Source organism: Nonomuraea wenchangensis, assembly GCF_900111685.1.
Lineage (GTDB): Bacteria > Actinomycetota > Actinomycetes > Streptosporangiales > Streptosporangiaceae > Nonomuraea > Nonomuraea wenchangensis.
Genome location: NZ_FOHX01000002.1, coordinates 706,820 through 726,696 on the forward strand (window position 1 = coordinate 706,820; position 19,877 = coordinate 726,696).

Sequence of the window (19,877 nt, forward strand, 5' to 3'; positions counted from 1 at the left end):
AAGTACTACGAGAATCTCACTGCGAAGCATGTCGTCCACGATATCCGCTCCGAAGGCCCCAGTGTCAACTTGGTGGACACAAGTCTCAAACAGTGAGACTTGTCCTCATCAGCGAGTCGACACCCCGCGCCGCCATCGGCCGGGCCACGAGGAAGCCCTGACCTCGCGTGCAGCCCATCTCCCTGAGGAGTTCGAGCTGCTCGGGACGTTCGATGCCCTCCGCCACCACGATGAGCCCGAGATCGTGACCGAGCCGCACGATCGTACGGGTGAGCAACGTCAGCGTGTCGTCCCTGCCCAGCCCCGCCACGAACGACGGATCGATCTTGATCATGTCGACGGGGAGCTGCCGCAGGAAGGCCAGCGAGGCGTAGCCCGTGCCGAAGTCGTCGATGGCCAGCCGCACGCCGAGCGCGCGCAGCTCCGACAGCCGCTTGATCGTCTCCTCGGCGTCCTCGACCAGCATCTCCTCGATGACCTCAAGGGTCAGCGCGGAGGCGGGCAACCCGCTCTCGGCCAGCGCCTCCTCGACGGTCTCGACGAAGCGCGGCGCGGTGATCTGCCGGGCCGACAGGTTGAGCGACAGGCCGATGTCCCAGGAGGAGGCCCGCCAGGCGGCCACCTCGCGGCACGCCTCGCGCAGGATCCACTCGCCGAGCGGCACGATCAGGCCGGTGTCCTCGGCCGGGCCGAGGAACTTCTCGGGCGGCACGAACACCGACCCGCGCCACCAGCGCACCAGCGCCTCCACGGCGGTGACCCGCGAGGTGGCGAGGTCCACGACCGGTTGGTACTCAATGGCGAACTGGTGCTCGATGAGCGCCCGCTGCAGATCGGCGGCGAGCTCCAGGCGTCGTACGACGTCGGCGTGCATCTGCGCCGCGAACACCTCCACGCGCCGCCCGCCCAGCTCCTTGGAGCGGGCCATGGCCACGTCGGCGTTGCGGATGAGGTCACCGGCGGGGATGTCGTCCTCGGCGAAGGCCACGCCCACGCTCGCCGTGAGCGCCACGTCGCGGTCGGCGACACGGAACGGCTCCTGCGACACCGCGCGGACCAGCCGCTCGGCCAGGTCGACCGCCACCTGCGCGTCGCCGCCGGTCTCCACCAGCACCGCGAACTCGTCGCCGCCCCACCGGGCGAGCGTGTCGTCGGCGCGTACGGCCCCGCGCAGCCGCCGGGCCGCCTGCCCGAGCAGGTAGTCGCCGCTGGCGTGGCCGACCGAGTCGTTGACCGAGGTGAACCCGTCGAGATCGAGGAAGATCACCGCGACGTTGCCCACCGTGCGGCCCGAGAGCACCTCGCGGGTCCGCTCCTCGAAGTAGGCGCGGTTGGGCAGGCCCGTGACGCCGTCGTGGAAGGTCAGGTGGGCGACCTGGTTGCGCAGGGCCTCCTCGTCGCTGACGTCCCTGGTGGTGACCAGCATCAGCTCGTCGCCGCCGACGTGGCGGGTGGCGACGGACTCGGTGGGCCGCCAGGTGCCGTCGGCGGCGCGCACCCGGCAGGCGATGAGGCAGGCGCCGGCGACGGCGTCCTCCTCGTCGAGGCCCATGGCGCGCAGCGCCGCCTGGATGCCCGGGACGTCCTCGGGGTGGATGTAGTCGAAGATCGAGCCGCCGACCACCTCGTCGGGCGCGTAGCCGTAGGTGACCTCGACGCCCGCGCCGATCTCGCGCACCACGCCCTCGTAGTCGCACAGGAACACCACGTCGCCGGTGCTCTCGGCCAGCTCCCTGAGCTGCCGCTCGCCGAGCCGGACCAGGCCGCGCAGGCGTACGTTGACCGCCGAGACCACGACCAGCCGGACCAGCAGGAGCAGCACGACGCTGACCGCGATCGCCACGACGCCGGTCACCGGCGACCCGGCGGCGCCGCCGACCACGTGGACCAGAAGCGTGCCCGCGGCCACGGCGACCAGGCCCAGCGGGACCATCGCGACGATGCTCTTCGTCAGCGGCCCGCCGCCCTGGCCGGGCCACTGCACCCAGGGCACGGCGGCCAGCAGCAGGAACACCACCGGGGCCGGCAGCACCGCCCAGGCGGACGGCGCGCCGTCCTCGAGACGGGCCACGGCGACGGCCGTGCCCGCCACGCTCATGGCGACGAGCGCGCCGGCGCCGGCCAGGCCCAGGGTCCACGAGCGCGCCCTGCTCATCGCCACCGACGGGAGCACCGCGCAGGTCACCAGCAGGCCCATCATGGGCGGCAGCATGACCAGGGTGAACGTCGGCGGGTCGGCGGCGGCGTCGTAGACCTGGCGGAGCTGCGCCACCCATGCGACGAGGAAGATCGAGGCCACGCACAGGTAGGAGTCGGTGATGTGCCGTAACACCGACCTGGCCGGCAGCTTGCGGTCGGCGGCGATCAGCGCGCCACCCGCGGTGACCACCGTGCCGAGCAGGAGGAACAGGTCGGCGAAGCCGGCGACGAAGCCTCCGTCGACCGGGCGCAACGCCAGTCCGGCGCCCCAGATGACGGCGCCGCCGCCCATCCAGCGGGCGCCCATCGCGGTGGGGCGGTGCCCGCCCGACCGCAGCGAGGCCACCACCAGGGAGGCGGAGGCCGCGAGCGCGGCGATCCCTCCGATGACCGCTCCGGCGACAAGGACCTGATCGTCGTGCAGGAACGCGGCGGCGAGCGCCACCACTCCTGCCGCGATCACGGCGGTCAGCGGCGCACGTGGATCACGCCAGCGGATCACAGTCGTTGCCCATCCCGTCTCGAACTCGGCGTCTGCGACCGCCGAGGCCCGGCGATCACCTCGCCAGTGTGTGCGGTCGCGGGCGCCCGGGTGGTGACAACGCCGATGTCGTCACCGATCTGATAACCACACGGACCGAATGCCGCCAAGAGATCCTTGACAACGAGTCAGGATCTCCCTGCAAACGTAACCGTACGCACCCGAGGTCACGGACCAGCCACGTTCCGGAATCCTCTCAGTACGCGTCCCGTCAGTAGGACGAGGTGATGACGTTGTCCAGGTCCTCGCCCGCGCGGTAACGCCCGAGCTGGGCCCTGATCAGCCGCAACATCCGCCGCTCCGAGGCGGGAGTGCTGCCCGCCACGTGCGGGGTGATGAACACGCCAGGCGCGCTCCACAGGGGGTGCCCCTCGGGCAGCGGCTCGGGCGCGGTCACGTCCAGCGCGGCGCGCAGCCGGCCCGTACGCAACTCCGCGACCAGGGCGTCGGTGTCGACCACGCTGCCGCGGGCGGCGTTGACCAGCACGGCGCCGTCACGCATCCGGCCGAGGAAGGCGGCGTCCACCATGCCGGCGGTGTCCGGTGTGGACGGGACGAGCAGCACCACCACGTCCGCCCCCGGCAGCAGGGCGGGCAGCTCGGCCATGCCGTGCACGCCCTCGCGGGCCGTGCGCGCCACCCGTACGACCTCGACCTCGAAGCCCTCCAGCCGGCGTTCGAGCGCCGCGCCGATGGAGCCGTAACCGACGATCAGCACGGTGGAGTCGGCCAGCACGCCGGTGTGGTGGTAGGTCCACTCGCCGCGGCGCTGCGCGTCGGCGAACCCGGGGAACTCCCGCAGCACCGCGATCATCGCCCCCACCGCCCACTCGGCGGTGCCGGCGTCGTGCACGCCGCGCGCGTTGCAGAGGAGCGTGCCCGCGGGCATGTGCGGCCGGTACGGATCCACGCCCGCCGTGACGGTCTGCACCAGCCGCAACGAGGTCATCTTGGCCAGCGTGCCGGGCACGTCGGGCACCGGGATGAGCGGCGGGACCCAGACCTCCACCTCATCGATCCCCTCCGGCATGGGGATCGAGCCGTTGTAGACGGCACATTCCACGCCCGGAAGGTCGGACAGGACTTCGGCTACCGATGCGGACGGAACCCAGGTCTTCATGCCGAGAACCTTACGGCGCGCGGGTAAGTATGGAACACATGAGGAAGCTCTGGACGCTCGTGCTCCTGGCCGCGCTGACCGCCTGCTCCCCCGGCGCTCCCGAGGCCGGTCCCCGGGAGGGCCCGGCCACGCCGCGGGCCGCCGCCACCCCGGCGGCCTCGGTCACCACCACGGTCCGGCCCGGCACGCCCAAGGACGTCGCCACGGGCCTCGCCGTGCCCTGGGGCATCGCGTTCCTGCCGGACGGCAGCGCGCTGGTGACCGAGCGTGACACCGCCCGGCTGCTCCGGATCAGTACGTCCGGCCAGGTCAGCGAGGTGGCGAAGATCGCCGAGGTGCGCCCGGACGGCGAGGGCGGCCTGATGGGCGTGGCCGTCAAGGACGGCCGGGTCTTCCTCTACTACACCGCCGAGCGGGACAACCGCGTGGTCAGCTACGCCTTCGACGGCGAACGGCTGGGCGCGGCGAAGGTCCTCGTCGAGGGCATCCCGAAGGGCGGCATCCACAACGGCGGCCGCCTCGCCTTCGGCCCCGACGGCTACCTCTACGCCACCACCGGCGAGACCGGCGACCGTCCCCTGGCGCAGGACCGCGGCTCGCTCGCCGGCAAGATCCTGCGCATGACCGCCGAGGGCGCGCCCGCCCCGGGCAACCCGTTCGGCACGCTCGTCTACAGCTACGGCCACCGCAACGTCCAGGGCCTCGCCTGGGACCGGGATGGCCGCATGTACGCCAGCGAGTTCGGCCAGAACACCTGGGACGAGGTCAACCTCATCAAGCCGGGCGGCAACTACGGCTGGCCCGAGGTCGAGGGGCGCGGCGACGACCCCCGCTACGTGAACCCGATCATCACCTGGCCCACCTCCGAGGCCTCGCCGTCCGGCATGGCCTACGCCGACGGCTCGCTGTGGGTGGGCGCGCTGCGCGGCCAGCGGCTGTGGCAGATCCCGCTGTCGGCCGACGGCACGGCGGGCGAGCCGGTCGCCCGTTTCGAGGGCCGCTACGGCCGGCTGCGCGCGGTCACCGCCACGCCGGACGGCTCCGCGCTCTGGGTCGGCACCAGCAACAAGGACGGCCGGGGCTCGCCGCGCGCGGGCGACGACCGGGTGCTCTCCGTCCCGATCTCCTGATCCGCTACTGGCCGCTGCCGGCGCAGGTGATCTGCGCCTGCGGACGGTACTCGGTGGTCAGCTTCGGGTCCCGCTTGACGATCTTGCCGCCCTGGTGGAAGACCCGGGTGACGTCGACGGTGAAGCCCTCCTGCCCGAGGGTGGGCAGGCAGCCCGGCTCGGAGCTGACCTCACTGCGGAACGGGACGACGTCCCGCCGCTCCGACGTGACCGCCTCGATCTTGTCGTAGCGCTTGGTGCTCCAGAGCGTCACCGTCACGGAGGTGTCGGTGGAGGCGGTCTTCACCAGCACGCCGTACTCGGAGTCGTTGCGCCACTTGAGGTCGGTCTCGGGGTAGAGCAGCGCGACGTCGCGGCCGGCCGGGTAGCGCGGCGCGTAGTAGTCCATGGGCTGGTGCTCGACGTCCTCGAAGCCGCCGAAGAAGGCCGCGTTGTACATGGTCGTGGCGAACTGCGAGACGCCGCCGCCGACGAGGCTGACCATGCGCCCGCCGACGAGCTGCCCGGCCATGACGTAGCCGTCCTCGACGGTCCGCTCGCCGATGACCTCGTTGATGGAGAACGTCTCCCCCGGCTTCACCACATGGCCGTCGAGCTGCTGCGCCATGCGCCTGATGTTGGTGACGCGGGTCTGGCAGCACTCGAAGGACGTGGTGAAGGTGGCCACCTGCTCCTTGACGCCGAGGCCGCGGATCTGCTGGGTGGTGACGGCCGGCTCGACCGTGCCGAGCCGTACGGGGACGACACGGGCGCCGCCGGCGTCGAAGACCTTCTCGGCGTCCCTGGCGAGCAGCTTGTCGTTCACGCCCCTGCCGGTGCGGGAGGGCACCAGGACCGGCGCGTCGTTGACGATCTGGTACGTCGCGTCACGCGGCTGCTGGGCGGCGTCGACCAGGGTGCTCTCCAGCCCGGCGAGCGCCGCCTTGGCGTCGAACTGGGCCACCAGCGTGCCGTCGCCGTCCGGCACGAACGCCAGGTTGGCCGCGATCATCGCCGGGGTGACCTGCGCCTGCCGGCCGCTCGCGGTGAGCGTCAGGGGCGCGGCCACGGCCTGGCGCGCCTTGGTCATGGCCGCCTCCACCGCCTCGGGGGTGGTGACGGGCTTGGCGGGCCGCAGGGTGAGGACGACGTTGCCGCCGCCGCGCAGGAAGGTGTCGCCGATGCGGCGTACGGCGTCCTCGCGGTCGAGCACCACGCCGTCGGCGGGCCGGCGGGCCTTGGGCTCCAGCCCGGCGAAGGTGACGCGCCCTTCGACGGCGGGCTTGTCCACGACCTCGGCCAGGCCGTCCACGGTCCTGGCGAGCTGGGAGGAGTCGATGTTGATCTTCGGCTGGAGCTCGGTGGTGCCGGTCAGGCCCCGCCAGACCTCCACGGGGCTGGGGAACCCGCTGGGCGCCTGGCCGATGGTGCCGACCACGTCCAGCTCAAGCCCGGCCTCGTCGGCCTGGACGGTGTCCTTCTTGTCGCCGATCTCGACCGTGACCGGCCTGCTGAGTCTGGCGCCCAGCTCGTCGCGGAGCTTGTCGGCCGCCTGCGTGACGGTCAGGCCGCCGATGTCCACCTCCGCCACGCGGGTGCCGCGTAACACCGAGCCGGACATGAAGACGGCGGGCACCACGTACGCCAGGGCGGCGAGCACCACCACGAGCAGCGCGAGGCCGGGCAGCACGCGGCGGCGCCGGGGCGGCTCGGGGTCGCTGCTCAAGGAGGGCCGCTCGCCCGGTCCGGACCCGAACACGGGGGCGGGCGACGCGGGCTCCTTCTCCTTCATGGGCCAGGGCTGGGCCGGCGGCGTCACGGGCGGCAGCGAGCCGGCCGCGGGACCTCCCGGCGCGCCGGGGCCCTGCCCCTGCCGGGTGTCCTGGCGGTCGGGCGGGCCGAAGATGTCCCTGGAGACGCCCGGCGGCAGTCCTTCGATGCGCGGCTTCCTCGAGACGCTCGACGTGGGCATGGGCACCGAGGCGAACGGGTCGGTCGGTGATTCGATCGGTCCGGCGTCGCGCACGCCTCAATCTCCTCCCGGTCCGCAGCCAAGTCTCAGGCAACAGTAAGGCACGGGGATCCGCATATGTCACGGGAAATGGATACGGAAGTGTGTCAACCTAGCCACCGGTAGCGGTGCTCCGGACGGCCGGCGGTGCCGTACCGTGGCCGCGACTCGGCCCGGCCCGCCGTGCTCAGGTGGTCGAGGTAGCGGCGGGCGCTCACCCGCGACAGGCCCGTGAGCTCGGCGGTCTCGGCCGCGGACAGGTCGCGGCCCGCCTCCCTGAGCGTGTCGGCGACCAGCGCGCAGGTGGCCGCCGACAACCCCTTCGGCAGTGGCGCTGTGGCGGCGGGCGCGCCGAAGAGGCGGTCCACGTCGTCCTGGCGGACCTCGGCTCCGATGGCGGTCAGACGACGGCGGGTGTCGGCGTAGTGCCGGAGGCGTTCGGCCAGGGCGGCGGCGGTGAACGGCTTGATCAGATAGTTCATCGCGCCGCCGCGCATGGCCTCCTGGACCGTGGCCACGTCGCGGGCGGCACTGATCATGAGGACGTCCACGTCGCGGAGCGCCTTCAGCACCTCCAGCCCCGACATGTCGGGCAAATAGATGTCGAGCAGCACGAGGTCGGGCCGCGACTCGGCCGCCGCGGCGAGGGCTCCGGCTCCCGTGTGGGCCGTGGACACCACCTGGAAGCCGGGCACGCGGGCGACGTAACCGCCGTGGATGCGGGCCACCATGAAGTCGTCGTCCACGACCAGCACCCGTACGTCGCTCATGGCACTCGCGTCCCCACGGCGGCCTCCATGAGGGAGGGCAGGAAGGCGGTGAAGACCGCGCCGCCCGCGTTGCCCACACGCACCCAGCCGCCCCGGCGCAGGCACGCCTGCCGGGTCAGGGCCAGGCCGAGGCCGCGCGGCCCCGAATGGGCGGCCTTGGTGGTGAAGCCCTCCCTGAACACCTCCTCGACCAGGTCGGGGGCGATGCCCGGGCCGGAGTCGCCGACCCGTACGCGCAGGCCGCCCGCGTCGGAGCGCACCGAGACCTCGATCGTGCCCGGCGCGCCGTCGAGCGCGTCGATCGCGTTGGCCACCAGGTTGCCGACGACGAGGACGGCGTCCTGCGGATCGCCGAGCGTGCCCTCCGGCACCCGGGAGTCCTCCGACAGCACGAGCGTCGCGCCGCGCTCCGCGGCCTCGGCCGACTTGGCCAGCAGCAGCGCGGCCAGCGTGGGGTCCTGGACCCGTTCGCGCAGGTCGCTGGCGTACGTGCCGCGCGTGGTGCGGGTGATGAAGCCGATCGCGGCCTCGTGCTCGCCCAGCTCCAGCAGCCCGACGACGGTGTGCATGCGGTTGGCGAACTCGTGGGCCTGCGCCCGCAGCGCGTCGGTGGCGCTGCTGGCGTCGTCCAGCTCGCGGGCCAGGCGGATCAGCTCGGTGCGGTCCCTGAGGGTGACGACCCAGCCGAGGTGCCGGCCGCGTACGGACACGGGGGTGCGGTTGAGCACCAGCACCCGCTCGCCGTGCAGCACGACGCGGTCCTCGCCAGGGTCGGCGCCGCCGAGCACGTCGCGCAGGCGCTCCGAGACCGGCAGCCCGGTCAGGTCCTCGCCCTCGGCGACCGCGCCGAGCAGGTCGCGGGCGGCGTCGTTGACCAGCGTCACCCGGCCGTCGAGGTCGAGCGCGAGCACGCCCTCCTTGACGCCGTGCAGCACGCCCTCGCGCTGCTCCAGCAGCGCCGCGATCTCCCTCGGCTCCAGGCCGAAGGTCTGCCTGCGCACCCGGGCGGTGACGAGCGCGGCCAGCGCCAGCCCGGCCAGCATGACCGCGAGCGCGGTCCACACCAGCGGCGGCAGCGCGCCGCCGAGCTGGTTCATGACCGTGGTCTCCAGGACGCCGACGGACACCAGGCCGATGACGGCGCCGTACTCGTCGCGGATCGGGGTCTTGCCGCGGACCGTGGTGCCGAGCGTGCCGGTCTCCGTGCCGACCCAGCTCCGGCCGGTACGCAGCACCACCGTGCCGTCGGTGGACAGCCGCTTGCCGATGAGCGAGGCGTTGGGGTGGGCGTAGCGGCGCTGCCGGGCGTCGGCGATGACGACGTAGTCGGCGCCGGTCTCCTGCTGGACGCCCAGCGCCAGCGGCTGCAGCACGCTCTCCGGGTCGGGCCGCCGGAACGCGTCGCGGACCTGCGGGAGCGCGGCCACCGACTGGGCGATGGCGAGCGCCCGCTGCTGGTGCAGCGCGTCGAGCTGCTCGCGGGTGTGCCCCGCCCACACCGCGGCCGTGCCGCCGGCGGCCATCAGCACGATCACCATCTGAAGTACGAAGAGCTGGGTGCCCAGCGGGGCCTCACGCACCCGTCTCGCGAGCCACATACGCCTTCACCCAGGTCACGACCAATACGACCACTATGACGGCAAGCATGCAAAGCCTCGACGCGGATCGGAAGGGGATTCACCATCCCAGTTTCATAACCGTGAACTTTCTTTCCTGGAGTGGATCATGCGTCTGCGCATATTCGCCGCGCTCGCGGCGTTCTCCCTCGCCGCGCTGAGCGGCTGCGGCGGACAGGGCGGCGGGACCAGCGCCTCGGGGTCGCTGCGGATCATGGCCCCGGCCGCGCCCGGCGGCGGCTGGGACCAGACCTCGCGCACCGCCGAGCAGGCGTTCAAGAGCGCCGCGCCGGACCGCAAGGTCGAGGTCTACAACGTGCCGGGCGCGGGCGGCACGATCGGCCTGGCCCAGCTCGCCGGCGAGAAGGGCAACGGCAACCTGCTCATGACGATGGGCCTGGTCATGGTGGGCGCCATCGAGCAGAACAAGTCGAAGGTCACGCTGGCGGAGACCACGCCGATCGCGAAGCTGACCGAGGAGTACGAGATCGTCGTGGTCCCGGCCACCTCGCCCCACAAGACGCTGGCCGACCTGGTGGCCGCGTGGAAGGCCGACCCGGCGAAGGTGTCGATCTCCGGCGGCTCGGCGGGCGGCACCGACCACATCGTGGCCGGGCTCATGGCCAAGGCCGCGGGCGTGGACCCCAAGCAGGTCAACTACATCGCGCACTCCGGCGGCGGCGAGGCGCTCAACGAGCTGCTCGGCGGCAAGGTCACCGCGGGCGTGTCGGGCGTCTCCGAGTTCGCCGAGCACGTCAGGTCGGGCAAGCTGCGCGCCCTCGGCGTCACCTCCGGCGAGCGCCTGCCCGACCTCGACGCGCCCACGCTCAAGGAGGGCGGCCTGGACGTGGAGCTGGCCAACTGGCGCGGCTTCGTCGCCCCCGCCGGCCTGTCCGAGGCCGACAAGACCGCGCTGACCGACCTGGTCACCAAGATGCACGACGCGCAGCCGTGGAAGGACGCCGTGGCCAAGAACGGCTGGATCGACTCCTTCCAGACCGGTCAGCAGTTCGCCGACTTCCTGAGCGCCGAGCAGACCCGGGTCAAGGGCATCATCGCCGAGATGGGGCTCGTGTCCTGATGACCCGCCTGCGTTCGTGGTGGCGGCCCGAGCTCGGGCTCGCGCTCGTGGTGCTCGGGCTGGGGGTCTTCGTGATCGCCGGGACGCTCGACGTCTCGGCGGCGGCCTCCCGGCTCGGCCCCGGGCCACGGTTCTTCCCCGTGCTGGTCGGCGGGGCCATGGTCGTCATCGGCCTGTTCTACGTGTTCGACGTGCTGCGCGGCGGGCACGGCGACCCCGAGGAGAGCGAGGACGTGGACGCCGCCGCCCCCGCCGACCTCCGGGGCGTGCTGCTGGTGAGCGGGATCTTCCTGGCCTTCGCCGCGCTGCTGGACCTGCTCGGCTGGATCATCGGGGCGAGCCTGCTGTTCTTCGGGCTGTCGGTGGCGCTCGGGGCCGAGCACAAGGCCCGGGCGGCCGTGGTCTCCGTGGTCATCGGCGTGGTCACGTACGTGCTGTTCGTCAAGGGGCTCGGCGTGCGGCTGCCGGACGGGCCGCTCGCGGGGGTGATGTGAGATGGCCTCCCTGGAGCTGCTGCTGGACGGCTTCGCCGCCGCGCTCACCCCCGTCAACCTCATGTACGCGCTGATCGGCGTCACCCTCGGCACCCTGGTCGGCGTGCTGCCCGGCATCGGGCCGGCGATGACGGTGGCGCTGCTGCTGCCGGTCACGTTCACGGTGCCGCCGACCGCCGCGTTCATCATGTTCGCCGGCATCTACTACGGCGGCATGTACGGCGGCTCGACCACGTCCATCCTGCTCAACACGCCCGGCGAGTCCTCCTCCATGATCACCGCGCTGGAGGGCAACAAGATGGCCCGGCGCGGGCGGGCGGCGCAGGCCCTCGCCACGGCGGCCATCGGCTCGTTCGTGGCCGGGACCATCGCCACCGCGCTGCTGGTCGTGGCGGCCCCGGCGGTGGTGGCGTTCGCGATCTCGTTCGGGCCGGAGGACTACTTCGCGCTGGCCGTCCTCGCGTTCACCGCCGTGTCGTCGGTGCTGTCGCGCTCGGTCGTGCGCGGCCTCGCCTCGCTCGGCCTCGGCCTGGTGATCGGGCTGATCGGCATCGACCAGCAGACCGGGCAGGCGCGGCTCACGCTCGGCGTCCCGCAGCTCCTCGACGGCGTCGACGTGGTGATCGTCGCGGTCGGGCTGTTCGCGCTCGGCGAGGCCCTGTACGTGGCCTCGCGGCTGCGCCACTCCCCGCCCTCCGTGGTGCCCGTCGGCCGGGCGTGGATGGGGCGCGCGGACTGGCGGCGCTCCTGGGGGCCGTGGCTGCGCGGCACGGCGCTGGGGTTCCCGTTCGGGGCGCTGCCGGGCGGCGGTGCCGAGATCCCGACGTTCCTGTCGTACGCGGCCGAGCGCCGCCTGGCCCGCGGCGTGGCCCGCGAGGAGTACGGCAAGGGCGCCATCGAGGGCGTCGCCGGTCCCGAGGCGGCCAACAACGCCTCCGCCGCCGGCACCCTCGTGCCGCTGCTCACGCTGGGCCTGCCCACCTCCGCGACCGCCGCGATCATGCTGGCCGCCTTCCAGCAGTACGGCCTGCAGCCCGGCCCGCAGCTCTTCGACCACAACCCGGCGCTGGTCTGGGCCATGATCGCCTCGCTGTTCATCGGCAACGCGATGCTGCTGGTGCTCAACCTGCCGCTGGCCCCGTTGTGGGCGCGGGTGCTGCGGGTGCCCAGGCCGTACCTGTACGCCGGGATCGTGCTGTTCGCCGCCCTCGGCGTGTACGCGCTGAACGGCACCGTCGTGGACCTGTTCGTGCTGTACCTCCTCGGCCTGCTCGGCTACGCCATGCGCCGCTTCGGCCTGCCGGTCGCCCCCGCGGTGATCGGCATGATCCTGGGGCCGATGGCGGAGATCCAGCTCCGCCGGGCGCTGGCGATCGGCGCGGGCGACGTGAGCGTCCTGGTGCGCAGCCCGGTCGCGGCGGTGCTGCTGGCGCTGTCGGCGCTGGCGCTGCTGACGCCGCTCGCGCGGCGCCTGGCGGCCCGGCGGCGCGCGGCCTCCTACGCGGGCCCCGCCGAAGACTGACCCGCCGCCGCCCCGGCCTGGCCGGCGCCGGCCTGGCCCGCCCCGCCGGCCTGGCCGGCCTGGCCGGCCTCGCCAGGCCGGCCGGGCCCGGGCGGCGGGGTGGCCTCACGGCTGCCGAACGCCCTGGGGGCGACGGCCAGCCCCGCCACCGCCATCACCAGCGTCGCCGCGAACACCACCCAGTACTCCCGCCCCGCCGACAGGAACAGCGCCCCCGTGACCGCCACCGACACCACCGAGAACACCGACTCCCCCACCTGCAGCGCCGAGCTGTTCTCCCCCTGCTCGCCGGGCGCCGACAGCTCCAGCGTGAGCACCGACAGCGTCGGGTAGATCAGCCCGATCCCGAACCCGGTGACGATCCATGCCGGATACGCCACCGCCAACGGCACCGACGGGATCGTGACCGCCCCCATGACCACGATGCCCAGCGCGATCATCGCCGAGCCGAGCCGCAGGTTGGTGCGCTGCCCGAAGACCTCCCGCCCCTGCAGCCATGACGCGAACGACCAGCTCAGCGCGCCACCGGTGAGCACCAGCCCGGCCGCCGTCGTGGACAGCTCGCGCTCCTCGCGCAGCATGAGCGGCACCATGACCTCGGCCGCGAAGAACGCCCCGGCGGCCAGCCCGCGCAGCCCCACCACGGACGGCAGCCCGCGGGCCGCCCGCAGCGTCCCGGCCGGCAGCAGCCTGGGCAGCGCCACGGCCAGCACCACGAGCCCGGCGACCAGCAGGGGCAGCCGGCCCCCCGTGCTGCCGTACTGCATGAGCGCGGCCCCGACGGCGGTCACCGCCGCCCACGCGATCTTCGCGGGCAGGCCGGGGGCGGGCGCCCGCTGCCCGCCGCTCACCGGCTGCCCGGCCAGCCCGCGCAGCAGCAGCAACCCGGCCGCCACGGTCAGGAACGGCACCAGCAGGAACACCGACCGCCAGCCGAGCGCGTCGGTCAGCACGCCCACGATCGCCGGGCCCACCATCGACGGCACCACCCACGCCGTCGCGAACAACGAGAAGATCCTCGGATGCAGCTCCTCGGGATAGACCCGGGCCACCAGCACGTACAGCGCCACGCTGACCAGCGCCCCGCCGAACCCCTGGACGAAGCGGCCCGCGATCAGCACTTCCATGCTCGGCGCGAGCCCCGCCACGCCCAGCCCGGCCGCGAACCCGGCCACGCCCGTCCACAGCGGCGCCTTGGGCCCGCGCAGGTCGGCCCACCGGCCGCCGAGCACCGTGCCGACCACGCTCGCCGCCATCGCGCCGCTGAAGGCCAGCCCGTACAGCTCCAGCCCGCCCAGTTCCTCGGCCACGACCGGCATCGCGATCGCGACCGCCATGTACTCGAAGGCCACCAGTGACATCAGCGCCACCAGGCCGGCCGTCAACGCTTTCCTCGTCATGCCGCAGAAACTACGGCCTGCCCGCGCGCCGCACCTCCTGCGGGGGTGCCGGTCGGCCTCGGCAATCGGACCTAGGACCGGCCTTACCACGTACGAGGGCCCCGCCGCCGAAGCGACGAGGCCCCTGTATCGCGCGTCCGGGTGGTTACTCGGACACGCCCAGCTTCTCCAGGATGAGCTGCCGGGCGCGGGCGGCGTCCGCCTTGCCCTTGCTGGCCCGCATGACGCCACCGACCAGCGCTCCGGCGGCGGCGATCTTTCCTGCGCGTACCTTGTCGGCCGCGTCGGCGTTGTCGGCCAGCACCTTGTCGATGATCGCCGACAGCTCGCCCTCGTCGTTGACGATCTGCAGCCCGCGCGCCTCGACGACCTCGTCAGGGCTGCCCTCGCCGCCGAGCACGCCCTCCAGCACCTCGCGCGCCAGCTTGTCGTTGAGCGCGCCGGAGGCGACCAGCTCGGTCACCCGGGCGACCTGCGCCGGCGTGATGGCCAGCTCGGCCAGCGGCACGCCGGTCTCGTTGGCGCGGCGGGCCAGCTCGCCCATCCACCACTTGCGCGCGTCGGCCGCCGGCGCGCCGGCCGCCACCGTCGCCTCGACCAGGTCGAACGCGTCGGCGTTGTGCATGGCCTGCATGTCGAGGTCGGACAACCCCCACTCGGCCTGCAGCCGCTTGCGCCGCACCGACGGCAGCTCGGGCAGCGCCGCCTTCAGCTCGGCCACCCACGCGGGGTCGGGCGCGATCGGCACCAGGTCGGGCTCGGGGAAGTAGCGGTAGTCCTGCGCCTCCTCCTTGGAACGCCCGGACGTGGTGGTGCCGGTGTCCTCGTGGAAGTGCCGCGTCTCCTGGACGATCGTGCCGCCGTCGGCGAGGACGGCGGCCTGCCGCTCGATCTCGCTGCGCACGGCCCGCTCGACGCTGCGCAGCGAGTTGACGTTCTTGGTCTCGGTGCGGGTGCCCCACTCCGACGCGCCGCGCGGCATCAGCGAGACGTTGACGTCGCAGCGCAGCGAGCCCTCCTCCATGCGCACGTCGGAGACGCCGAGCGAGCGCATGATCTCGCGCAGCTCGGTGACGTACGCGCGGGCGACGTCGGGCGCGAGGCGGTCGGTGCCGGGGATGGGCTTGGTGACGATCTCGACCAGCGGGATGCCCGCCCGGTTGTAGTCGACGATCGAGTGGTCGGCCCCGTGGATGCGCCCGGTCGCGCCGCCCACGTGGGTGGACTTGCCGGTGTCCTCCTCCAGGTGCACCCGCTCGATGCCGATCCGCACGGTCTCGCCGTTGACCTCGACGTCGAGGTAGCCGTCGAAGCAGAGCGGCTCGTCGTACTGGGAGATCTGGTAGTTCTTCGGCATGTCCGGATAGAAGTAGTTCTTCCGGGCGAAGCGGCACCACTCGGCGATCGAGCAGTTGAGCGCCAGGCCGATGCGGATCGTCGACTCGATCGCCATGGCGTTGGCCACCGGCAGCGCGCCGGGCAGCGCCAGGCAGGTCGGGCAGACCTGCGTGTTGGGCGGAGCGCCGAAGGTGGTCTTGCAGCCGCAGAACATCTTCGACCTGGTGCCCAGCTCGACGTGCGTCTCCAGCCCGAGCACCGGCTCGAACCGCTCCAGCGCTTCGTCGTACGGCATGAGCGTACCGGCAGTCATGATGAGGTCCTTAGTTCAGATCGTTGCTTTTCAAGCTATCGCGTAGGCGGTCGAAGGAAGCGCCTTCGAGCCGGCACCGGCTCTGCGACGAGCCGCATCGTGAACCGCGGCAGCGGACCCTGTCCCACCGGCCGGTGGGACAGGGCCATGCTCGCGTGGGGACGGCGGCACGTCGAGGGCGAAGTCCAGGAAGGACCTGAACCCGTCGATCCCGATGCGCGTGAGCATGCCGCCGTCTCCTCCCTCGTCCTGCGGTCCGCGTCTGACAGCCCGCAGTCCTACAGCTCCGGGGCCTGGGACAGGAGGCTGCCGCCCCAGCGGCTCTCCAGGGCGCGCTCGATGGCGGCGCCGACGCGGTAGCAGCGGTCGTCGGCGAGCACCGGGGCCATGATCTGGAGACCGACCGGCAGGCCGTCCTCGTCGGCGAGGCCGCACGGCACCGACATGGCCGCGTTGCCCGCGAGGTTGGACGGGATGGTGCACAGGTCGGCGAGGTACATCGCCATCGGGTCGTCGGCGCGCTCGCCGATCGCGAACGCCGTGGTCGGCGTGGTCGGCGAGACCAGGACGTCCACCTGCTGGTAGGCGGCCTCGAACTCGCGCGCGATGACGGTGCGGACCTTCTGCGCCTGACCGTAGTAGGCGTCGTAGTAGCCGCTGGACAGCGCGTACGTGCCGAGCATGATGCGCCGCTTGACCTCCGGGCCGAAGCCGGCGGCGCGGGTCAGCGCCATGACCTCCTCGGCGCTGCGGCTGCCGTCGTCGCCGACGCGCAGGCCGTAGCGCATGGCGTCGAAGCGGGCCAGGTTGGACGAGCACTCCGACGGCGCGATCAGGTAGTAGGCCGGCAGCGCCGTGGTGAACGACGGGCAGGACACCTCGACCACGGTGGCGCCCAGCGACTCCAGCAGCTTGACGGCCTCGTGGTAGCGGGCCAGCACGCCGGTCTGGTAGCCCTCGCCGGAGAACTCCTTGACGACGCCGACGCGCAGGCCGGCGATGTCGGGGTTGCGGGCCGCCTCGACCACGCTCGGGACCGGCGCGTCGATGGAGGTGGAGTCCATCGGGTCGTGGCCGGAGAACGCCTCGTGCAGCAGCGCCGCGTCGAGCACGTTGCGGGCGAAGGGGCCCGGCGTGTCGAGCGAGCTGGCGAAGGCGATGAGGCCGTAGCGGGACGAGCCGCCGTAGGTCGGCTTCATGCCCACGATGCCGGTGACCGAGGCCGGCTGCCGGATCGAGCCGCCGGTGTCGGTGCCGGTGGACAGCGGCGCCTCGTAGGCCGCCACCGCGGCGCTGGAGCCGCCGGAGGAGCCGCCGGGCACCCGCGTCAGGTCCCACGGGTTGCGGGTGACGTGGTAGGCGGAGTTCTCGGTCGAGGAGCCCATGGCGAACTCGTCGAGGTTGGTCTTGCCGAGGATGACCAGCCCGGCCTCGCGCAGCCGGGCCGTGACGGTCGCGTCGTAGGGGGGCCGCCAGCCCTCCAGGATCTTGGACGCCGCCGTGGTCGGCATGTCGCGGGTGGTGAAGATGTCCTTGTGCGCGATCGGCACGCCGGCCAGCGGGCCCAGCTTCTCGCCCGCGCGCAGCCGGGCGTCGACCGCCCGCGCCTGCTCCAGCGTCACCTCGCGGTCGACGTGCAGGAACGCCTGGACCTTGGGCTCCACCTCGGCCATGCGGTCGAGGTGCGCCTCGGCCACCTCGACGGCCGACACCTCGCCCGCGGCGATCATGGATCCGAGCTGGGCGGCGGTCTTGCGGATGAGACTCATGCCTCCTCCCCGAGGATGCGCGGCACCTGGAAGCGGTCGTCCTCGACGGCGGGCGCGCCGGAGAGCGCCTGCTCGGGGGTCAGGGACGGCCGCGCCTCGTCGGCACGGAAGACATTGGTGAGCGGAAGCGCGTGCGACGAAGGCGGAACGTCCTCGGCCGCGACCTCGGCCACCTTCGCGACCGACTCGATGATGGCATCGAGCTGGGTGGCGTAGTGGTCGAGCTCGTCGTCCGTGAGCGCCAGCCTGGACAACCGGGCCAGGTGTGCGACCTCGTCGCGGGTTATGGCGGACATGAGTCGTTTAACCCGTTTCGTGGATGGAGTCTTTGGACAATGCCATCCTAGGGGGCTTGACGCAGCGCACCTGAACGATTAACTCCCTGGCAACATCCGCGCGGCGTTCGTTGGAAGCGCTCCCACGAAGCACGTCGGCATGGTCAGGCGGTGTGGGTCACCTCGGGCTGGTAGCCGTACTCGGCGGACGGGGCCCCGGCGCGCTCGCGCAGCCAGGCCGTCATCTCCGCGGCCGGCATCGGCTCGCCGAACAGCCACCCCTGCCCCACGTCGCAGCCCATCTCGGCCAGCCGCATGGCGACGTCGTCCGACTCGACGCCCTCGGCGACCGAGCGCAGCCCGAGCGAGCGCACCAGGTCGACGATCGAGCGGACGATCCGGTCGTCGTCCTCGGAGTCGGCGATCCTGCGCACGAACGAGGCGTCGATCTTGACCTCGGACACCGCCAGCCGCTGCAGCCGGATGAGCGAGGAGTAGCCAGTGCCGAAGTCGTCCAGCGACAGCGGCACGCCCAGCGTGGCGAGCGCCTTGATGGTCTCCTGCGTGTAGGCCTGGTCGCCGGTCAGGATGCGCTCGGTCACCTCGAGCTGGATGGCCGCGGGCGGCAGCCCGTAGCGGGCCAGCCCCACCTCCAGCTGCTCGGGCAGCGCGGAGTCGAGCAGGTCGCGGGCCGAGATGTTGACCGAGACCGGCACCCGCAGCCCGCCGTGCCACCAGGACGCGGCCTGCGCCAGCGCCTGCTCGATCACGTACGCCGTGAGCTGCCGCATCAGATAGGACTGCTCCGCCAGCGGCACGAACTCCGACGGCGGGATCATCCCGTGCACCGGATGCCGCCAGCGCAGCAGCGCCTCCACGCCCCGCACCGCGCCGCTGCCCAGCCCGACCTCGGGCTGGTAGTGCAGCCGCAGCTCGCCGCCGTCGATGGCGCGTCGCAGGTCACCCAGTAACGTCAGCCGCTCGGGCGAGTTGCGGTCCTTGTCCGGCTGGTAGAGCTCGACGCCGGTGCGCCCCTCCTTCGCGAGGTACATCGCCACGTCGGCGCGCTGGAGCAGCAGCTCGAAGTCGGGGGCGTGGTCCGGGTAGAGCGCGATGCCGACCGAGGCGTCCACGTCGAACGTCATGCCCTCCAGCCGCACCGGCTCGGTCAGCGCCGCGCGCAGCCGAGCCGCGACCTCGCGGGCCGCGTGGGTGTCGCGGATCGAGGGCAGCAGCACGGCGAACTCGTCGCCGCCCAGCCGGGCCACCACGTCGCCGGGGCGCACGGAGTGGGTCAGGCGGTGCGCGACCATCTGCAGCAGCCGGTCGCCCACCGGGTGGCCCATCGTGTCGTTGACCTCCTTGAACCGGTCGAGGTCGAGCAGGAACAGGCCGACCCGCTCGTCGTGGCGGGCCTCGGCCAGCGCCTCCTCGGTGCTCACGATGAGCATCTTGCGGTTGGGCAGGCCGGTCAGCTCGTCGTGCATCGCCTGGTGGTCGCGGCGCATGGACAGCGTGGCGGTGAAGTAGACGGCCGCGAGCGGCGCGACGAACAGCGGCACGAGGCCGGGCGTGTGGTTCATGACCACGACGACCAGCGGCGCCATGCCGAGCAGCGCGACGTAGACGAGGCTCTGCGGCCCCACGGTGACCCGCAGCACCCGGACGATGGAGCGCCGCTCGTGCAGCGCGACCGCGCCGCTGACGAGGGTGGCACGGGTGGCGAAGTAGGCGATCCCGGCCAGCGCGATCGGCACCAGGCCGGGCACGTCGGGCTCCCAGGGCACGGACGGGCTCGGCGCGATGCCGAACGCCCCCAGGACCACGGCCGCGGCGGTGAGCGCGAGGGTCGACTGCGCGATGTTGAACATGACCCGGTGCCACGCCTTGCGCGTCAGCACGCCGTTGAGCGCGACCGCGACGGCCTGCAGCAGCACCGCGACCGGCAGCCCGTAGTGCAGCAGCACGGCGAAGGTGAACATGGTGGACGGGTAGGTGCCGCCCACCGAGGCGGCGGAGGACACCATCACGGGCCGCAGCTCGCCGAGGATCACGAGGACCACCAGCACCCAGAACAGTGCGGTGCGGGCCAGCGCGGTGAGCCCCGTGGCGTCGAGCCTGAGCATGGCCACGAGCAGAGCGGTGAAGCCGATCACCGTGATGCCGGCGAGGAACGCCCAGAGCGGCGTGCCGACGCGTGGTCCGGTGTCGCGGGTGTCGGTTGGGTCAGTCATCGATAACAGAACCCCCATGAGGTCACTATGGGAGGGTACGACCTTCAGCCCACTTCGCGAAACCAAGCGCGTACGGTCCGTAGTT

General features: G+C 72.6%; 14 protein-coding genes. 4 read left to right on the forward strand and 10 right to left on the reverse strand.

Going from position 1 to position 19,877, the window contains the following annotated elements; genetic code table 11:
* Positions 1 to 85: 85 nt before the first annotated feature.
* Positions 86 to 2,662: a putative bifunctional diguanylate cyclase/phosphodiesterase gene (locus BMW85_RS07420; RefSeq protein ID WP_245774670.1), complete on the reverse strand. Its 2,577-nt coding sequence runs from the start codon at positions 2,660 to 2,662 to the stop codon at positions 86 to 88.
* A gap of 289 nt (positions 2,663 to 2,951) precedes the next feature.
* A complete protein-coding gene (locus BMW85_RS07425) occupies positions 2,952 to 3,860 on the reverse strand; it encodes a 2-hydroxyacid dehydrogenase (RefSeq protein WP_177240530.1) in 909 nt (302 codons plus the stop codon).
* Between the two features lie 38 nt (positions 3,861 to 3,898).
* Here BMW85_RS07425 and BMW85_RS07430 point away from each other — a divergent pair, with 38 nt between their 5' ends.
* Complete coding sequence (locus BMW85_RS07430; protein ID WP_091078487.1) at positions 3,899 to 4,990, forward strand: PQQ-dependent sugar dehydrogenase; 1,092 nt, start codon at positions 3,899 to 3,901, stop codon at positions 4,988 to 4,990.
* 4 nt (positions 4,991 to 4,994) lie between these two features.
* On the opposite strand, the gene BMW85_RS07435 is transcribed toward BMW85_RS07430, so the two are convergent.
* The 3 genes from BMW85_RS07435 to BMW85_RS07445 all read right to left on the reverse strand — a co-directional run bounded on the left by BMW85_RS07435 (position 4,995) and on the right by BMW85_RS07445 (position 9,348).
* Positions 4,995 to 6,995, reverse strand: coding sequence for a VanW family protein (locus BMW85_RS07435; protein ID WP_091078490.1), 2,001 nt, complete (start codon positions 6,993 to 6,995; stop codon positions 4,995 to 4,997).
* Positions 6,996 to 7,087: 92 nt separating this feature from the next.
* On the reverse strand, positions 7,088 to 7,750 hold the full coding sequence (locus BMW85_RS07440; protein WP_091078491.1) for a response regulator: 663 nt from the start codon (positions 7,748 to 7,750) through the stop codon (positions 7,088 to 7,090).
* Positions 7,747 to 9,348, reverse strand: a complete 1,602-nt coding sequence (locus BMW85_RS07445; RefSeq protein WP_091078494.1) for an ATP-binding protein — start codon at positions 9,346 to 9,348, stop codon at positions 7,747 to 7,749. The genes BMW85_RS07440 and BMW85_RS07445 overlap by 4 nt, the downstream gene beginning before the upstream one ends.
* A 127-nt stretch (positions 9,349 to 9,475) precedes the next feature.
* Between BMW85_RS07445 and BMW85_RS07450 the strand changes: the two genes are divergently transcribed.
* Genes BMW85_RS07450 through BMW85_RS07460 form a run of 3 tightly spaced genes read left to right on the forward strand, consistent with a single transcriptional unit; the run spans position 9,476 to position 12,463 of the window.
* Positions 9,476 to 10,447: a tripartite tricarboxylate transporter substrate binding protein gene (locus BMW85_RS07450; protein WP_091078495.1), complete on the forward strand. Its 972-nt coding sequence runs from the start codon at positions 9,476 to 9,478 to the stop codon at positions 10,445 to 10,447.
* Complete coding sequence (locus BMW85_RS07455; RefSeq protein WP_091078498.1) at positions 10,447 to 10,941, forward strand: tripartite tricarboxylate transporter TctB family protein; 495 nt, start codon at positions 10,447 to 10,449, stop codon at positions 10,939 to 10,941. The genes BMW85_RS07450 and BMW85_RS07455 overlap by 1 nt, the downstream gene beginning before the upstream one ends.
* Position 10,942: 1 nt before the next feature.
* On the forward strand, positions 10,943 to 12,463 hold the full coding sequence (locus BMW85_RS07460) for a tripartite tricarboxylate transporter permease (protein WP_091078501.1): 1,521 nt from the start codon (positions 10,943 to 10,945) through the stop codon (positions 12,461 to 12,463).
* Here BMW85_RS07460 and BMW85_RS07465 read toward each other — a convergent pair.
* From BMW85_RS07465 to BMW85_RS07485, 5 genes are all read right to left on the reverse strand, one after another.
* Positions 12,439 to 13,863, reverse strand: coding sequence for an MFS transporter (locus BMW85_RS07465; protein ID WP_245774671.1), 1,425 nt, complete (start codon positions 13,861 to 13,863; stop codon positions 12,439 to 12,441). The two genes, BMW85_RS07460 and BMW85_RS07465, sit on opposite strands and share 25 nt — an antisense overlap.
* Positions 13,864 to 14,008: 145 nt before the next feature.
* Positions 14,009 to 15,514, reverse strand: a complete 1,506-nt coding sequence (gene gatB / locus BMW85_RS07470) for an Asp-tRNA(Asn)/Glu-tRNA(Gln) amidotransferase subunit GatB (protein WP_091078506.1) — start codon at positions 15,512 to 15,514, stop codon at positions 14,009 to 14,011.
* A gap of 278 nt (positions 15,515 to 15,792) precedes the next feature.
* Positions 15,793 to 17,283 (reverse strand): Asp-tRNA(Asn)/Glu-tRNA(Gln) amidotransferase subunit GatA, encoded by a 1,491-nt coding sequence (gatA, locus tag BMW85_RS07475; RefSeq protein WP_091078508.1) that lies wholly within the window; start codon positions 17,281 to 17,283, stop codon positions 15,793 to 15,795.
* Positions 17,280 to 17,579: an Asp-tRNA(Asn)/Glu-tRNA(Gln) amidotransferase subunit GatC gene (gatC, locus tag BMW85_RS07480; RefSeq protein ID WP_020544023.1), complete on the reverse strand. Its 300-nt coding sequence runs from the start codon at positions 17,577 to 17,579 to the stop codon at positions 17,280 to 17,282. The genes gatA and gatC overlap by 4 nt, the downstream gene beginning before the upstream one ends.
* A 143-nt stretch (positions 17,580 to 17,722) precedes the next feature.
* Entirely contained in the window at positions 17,723 to 19,792 is a 2,070-nt protein-coding gene (locus BMW85_RS07485; RefSeq protein WP_091078511.1) for a putative bifunctional diguanylate cyclase/phosphodiesterase, read from the reverse strand.
* Positions 19,793 to 19,877: the final 85 nt, after the last annotated feature.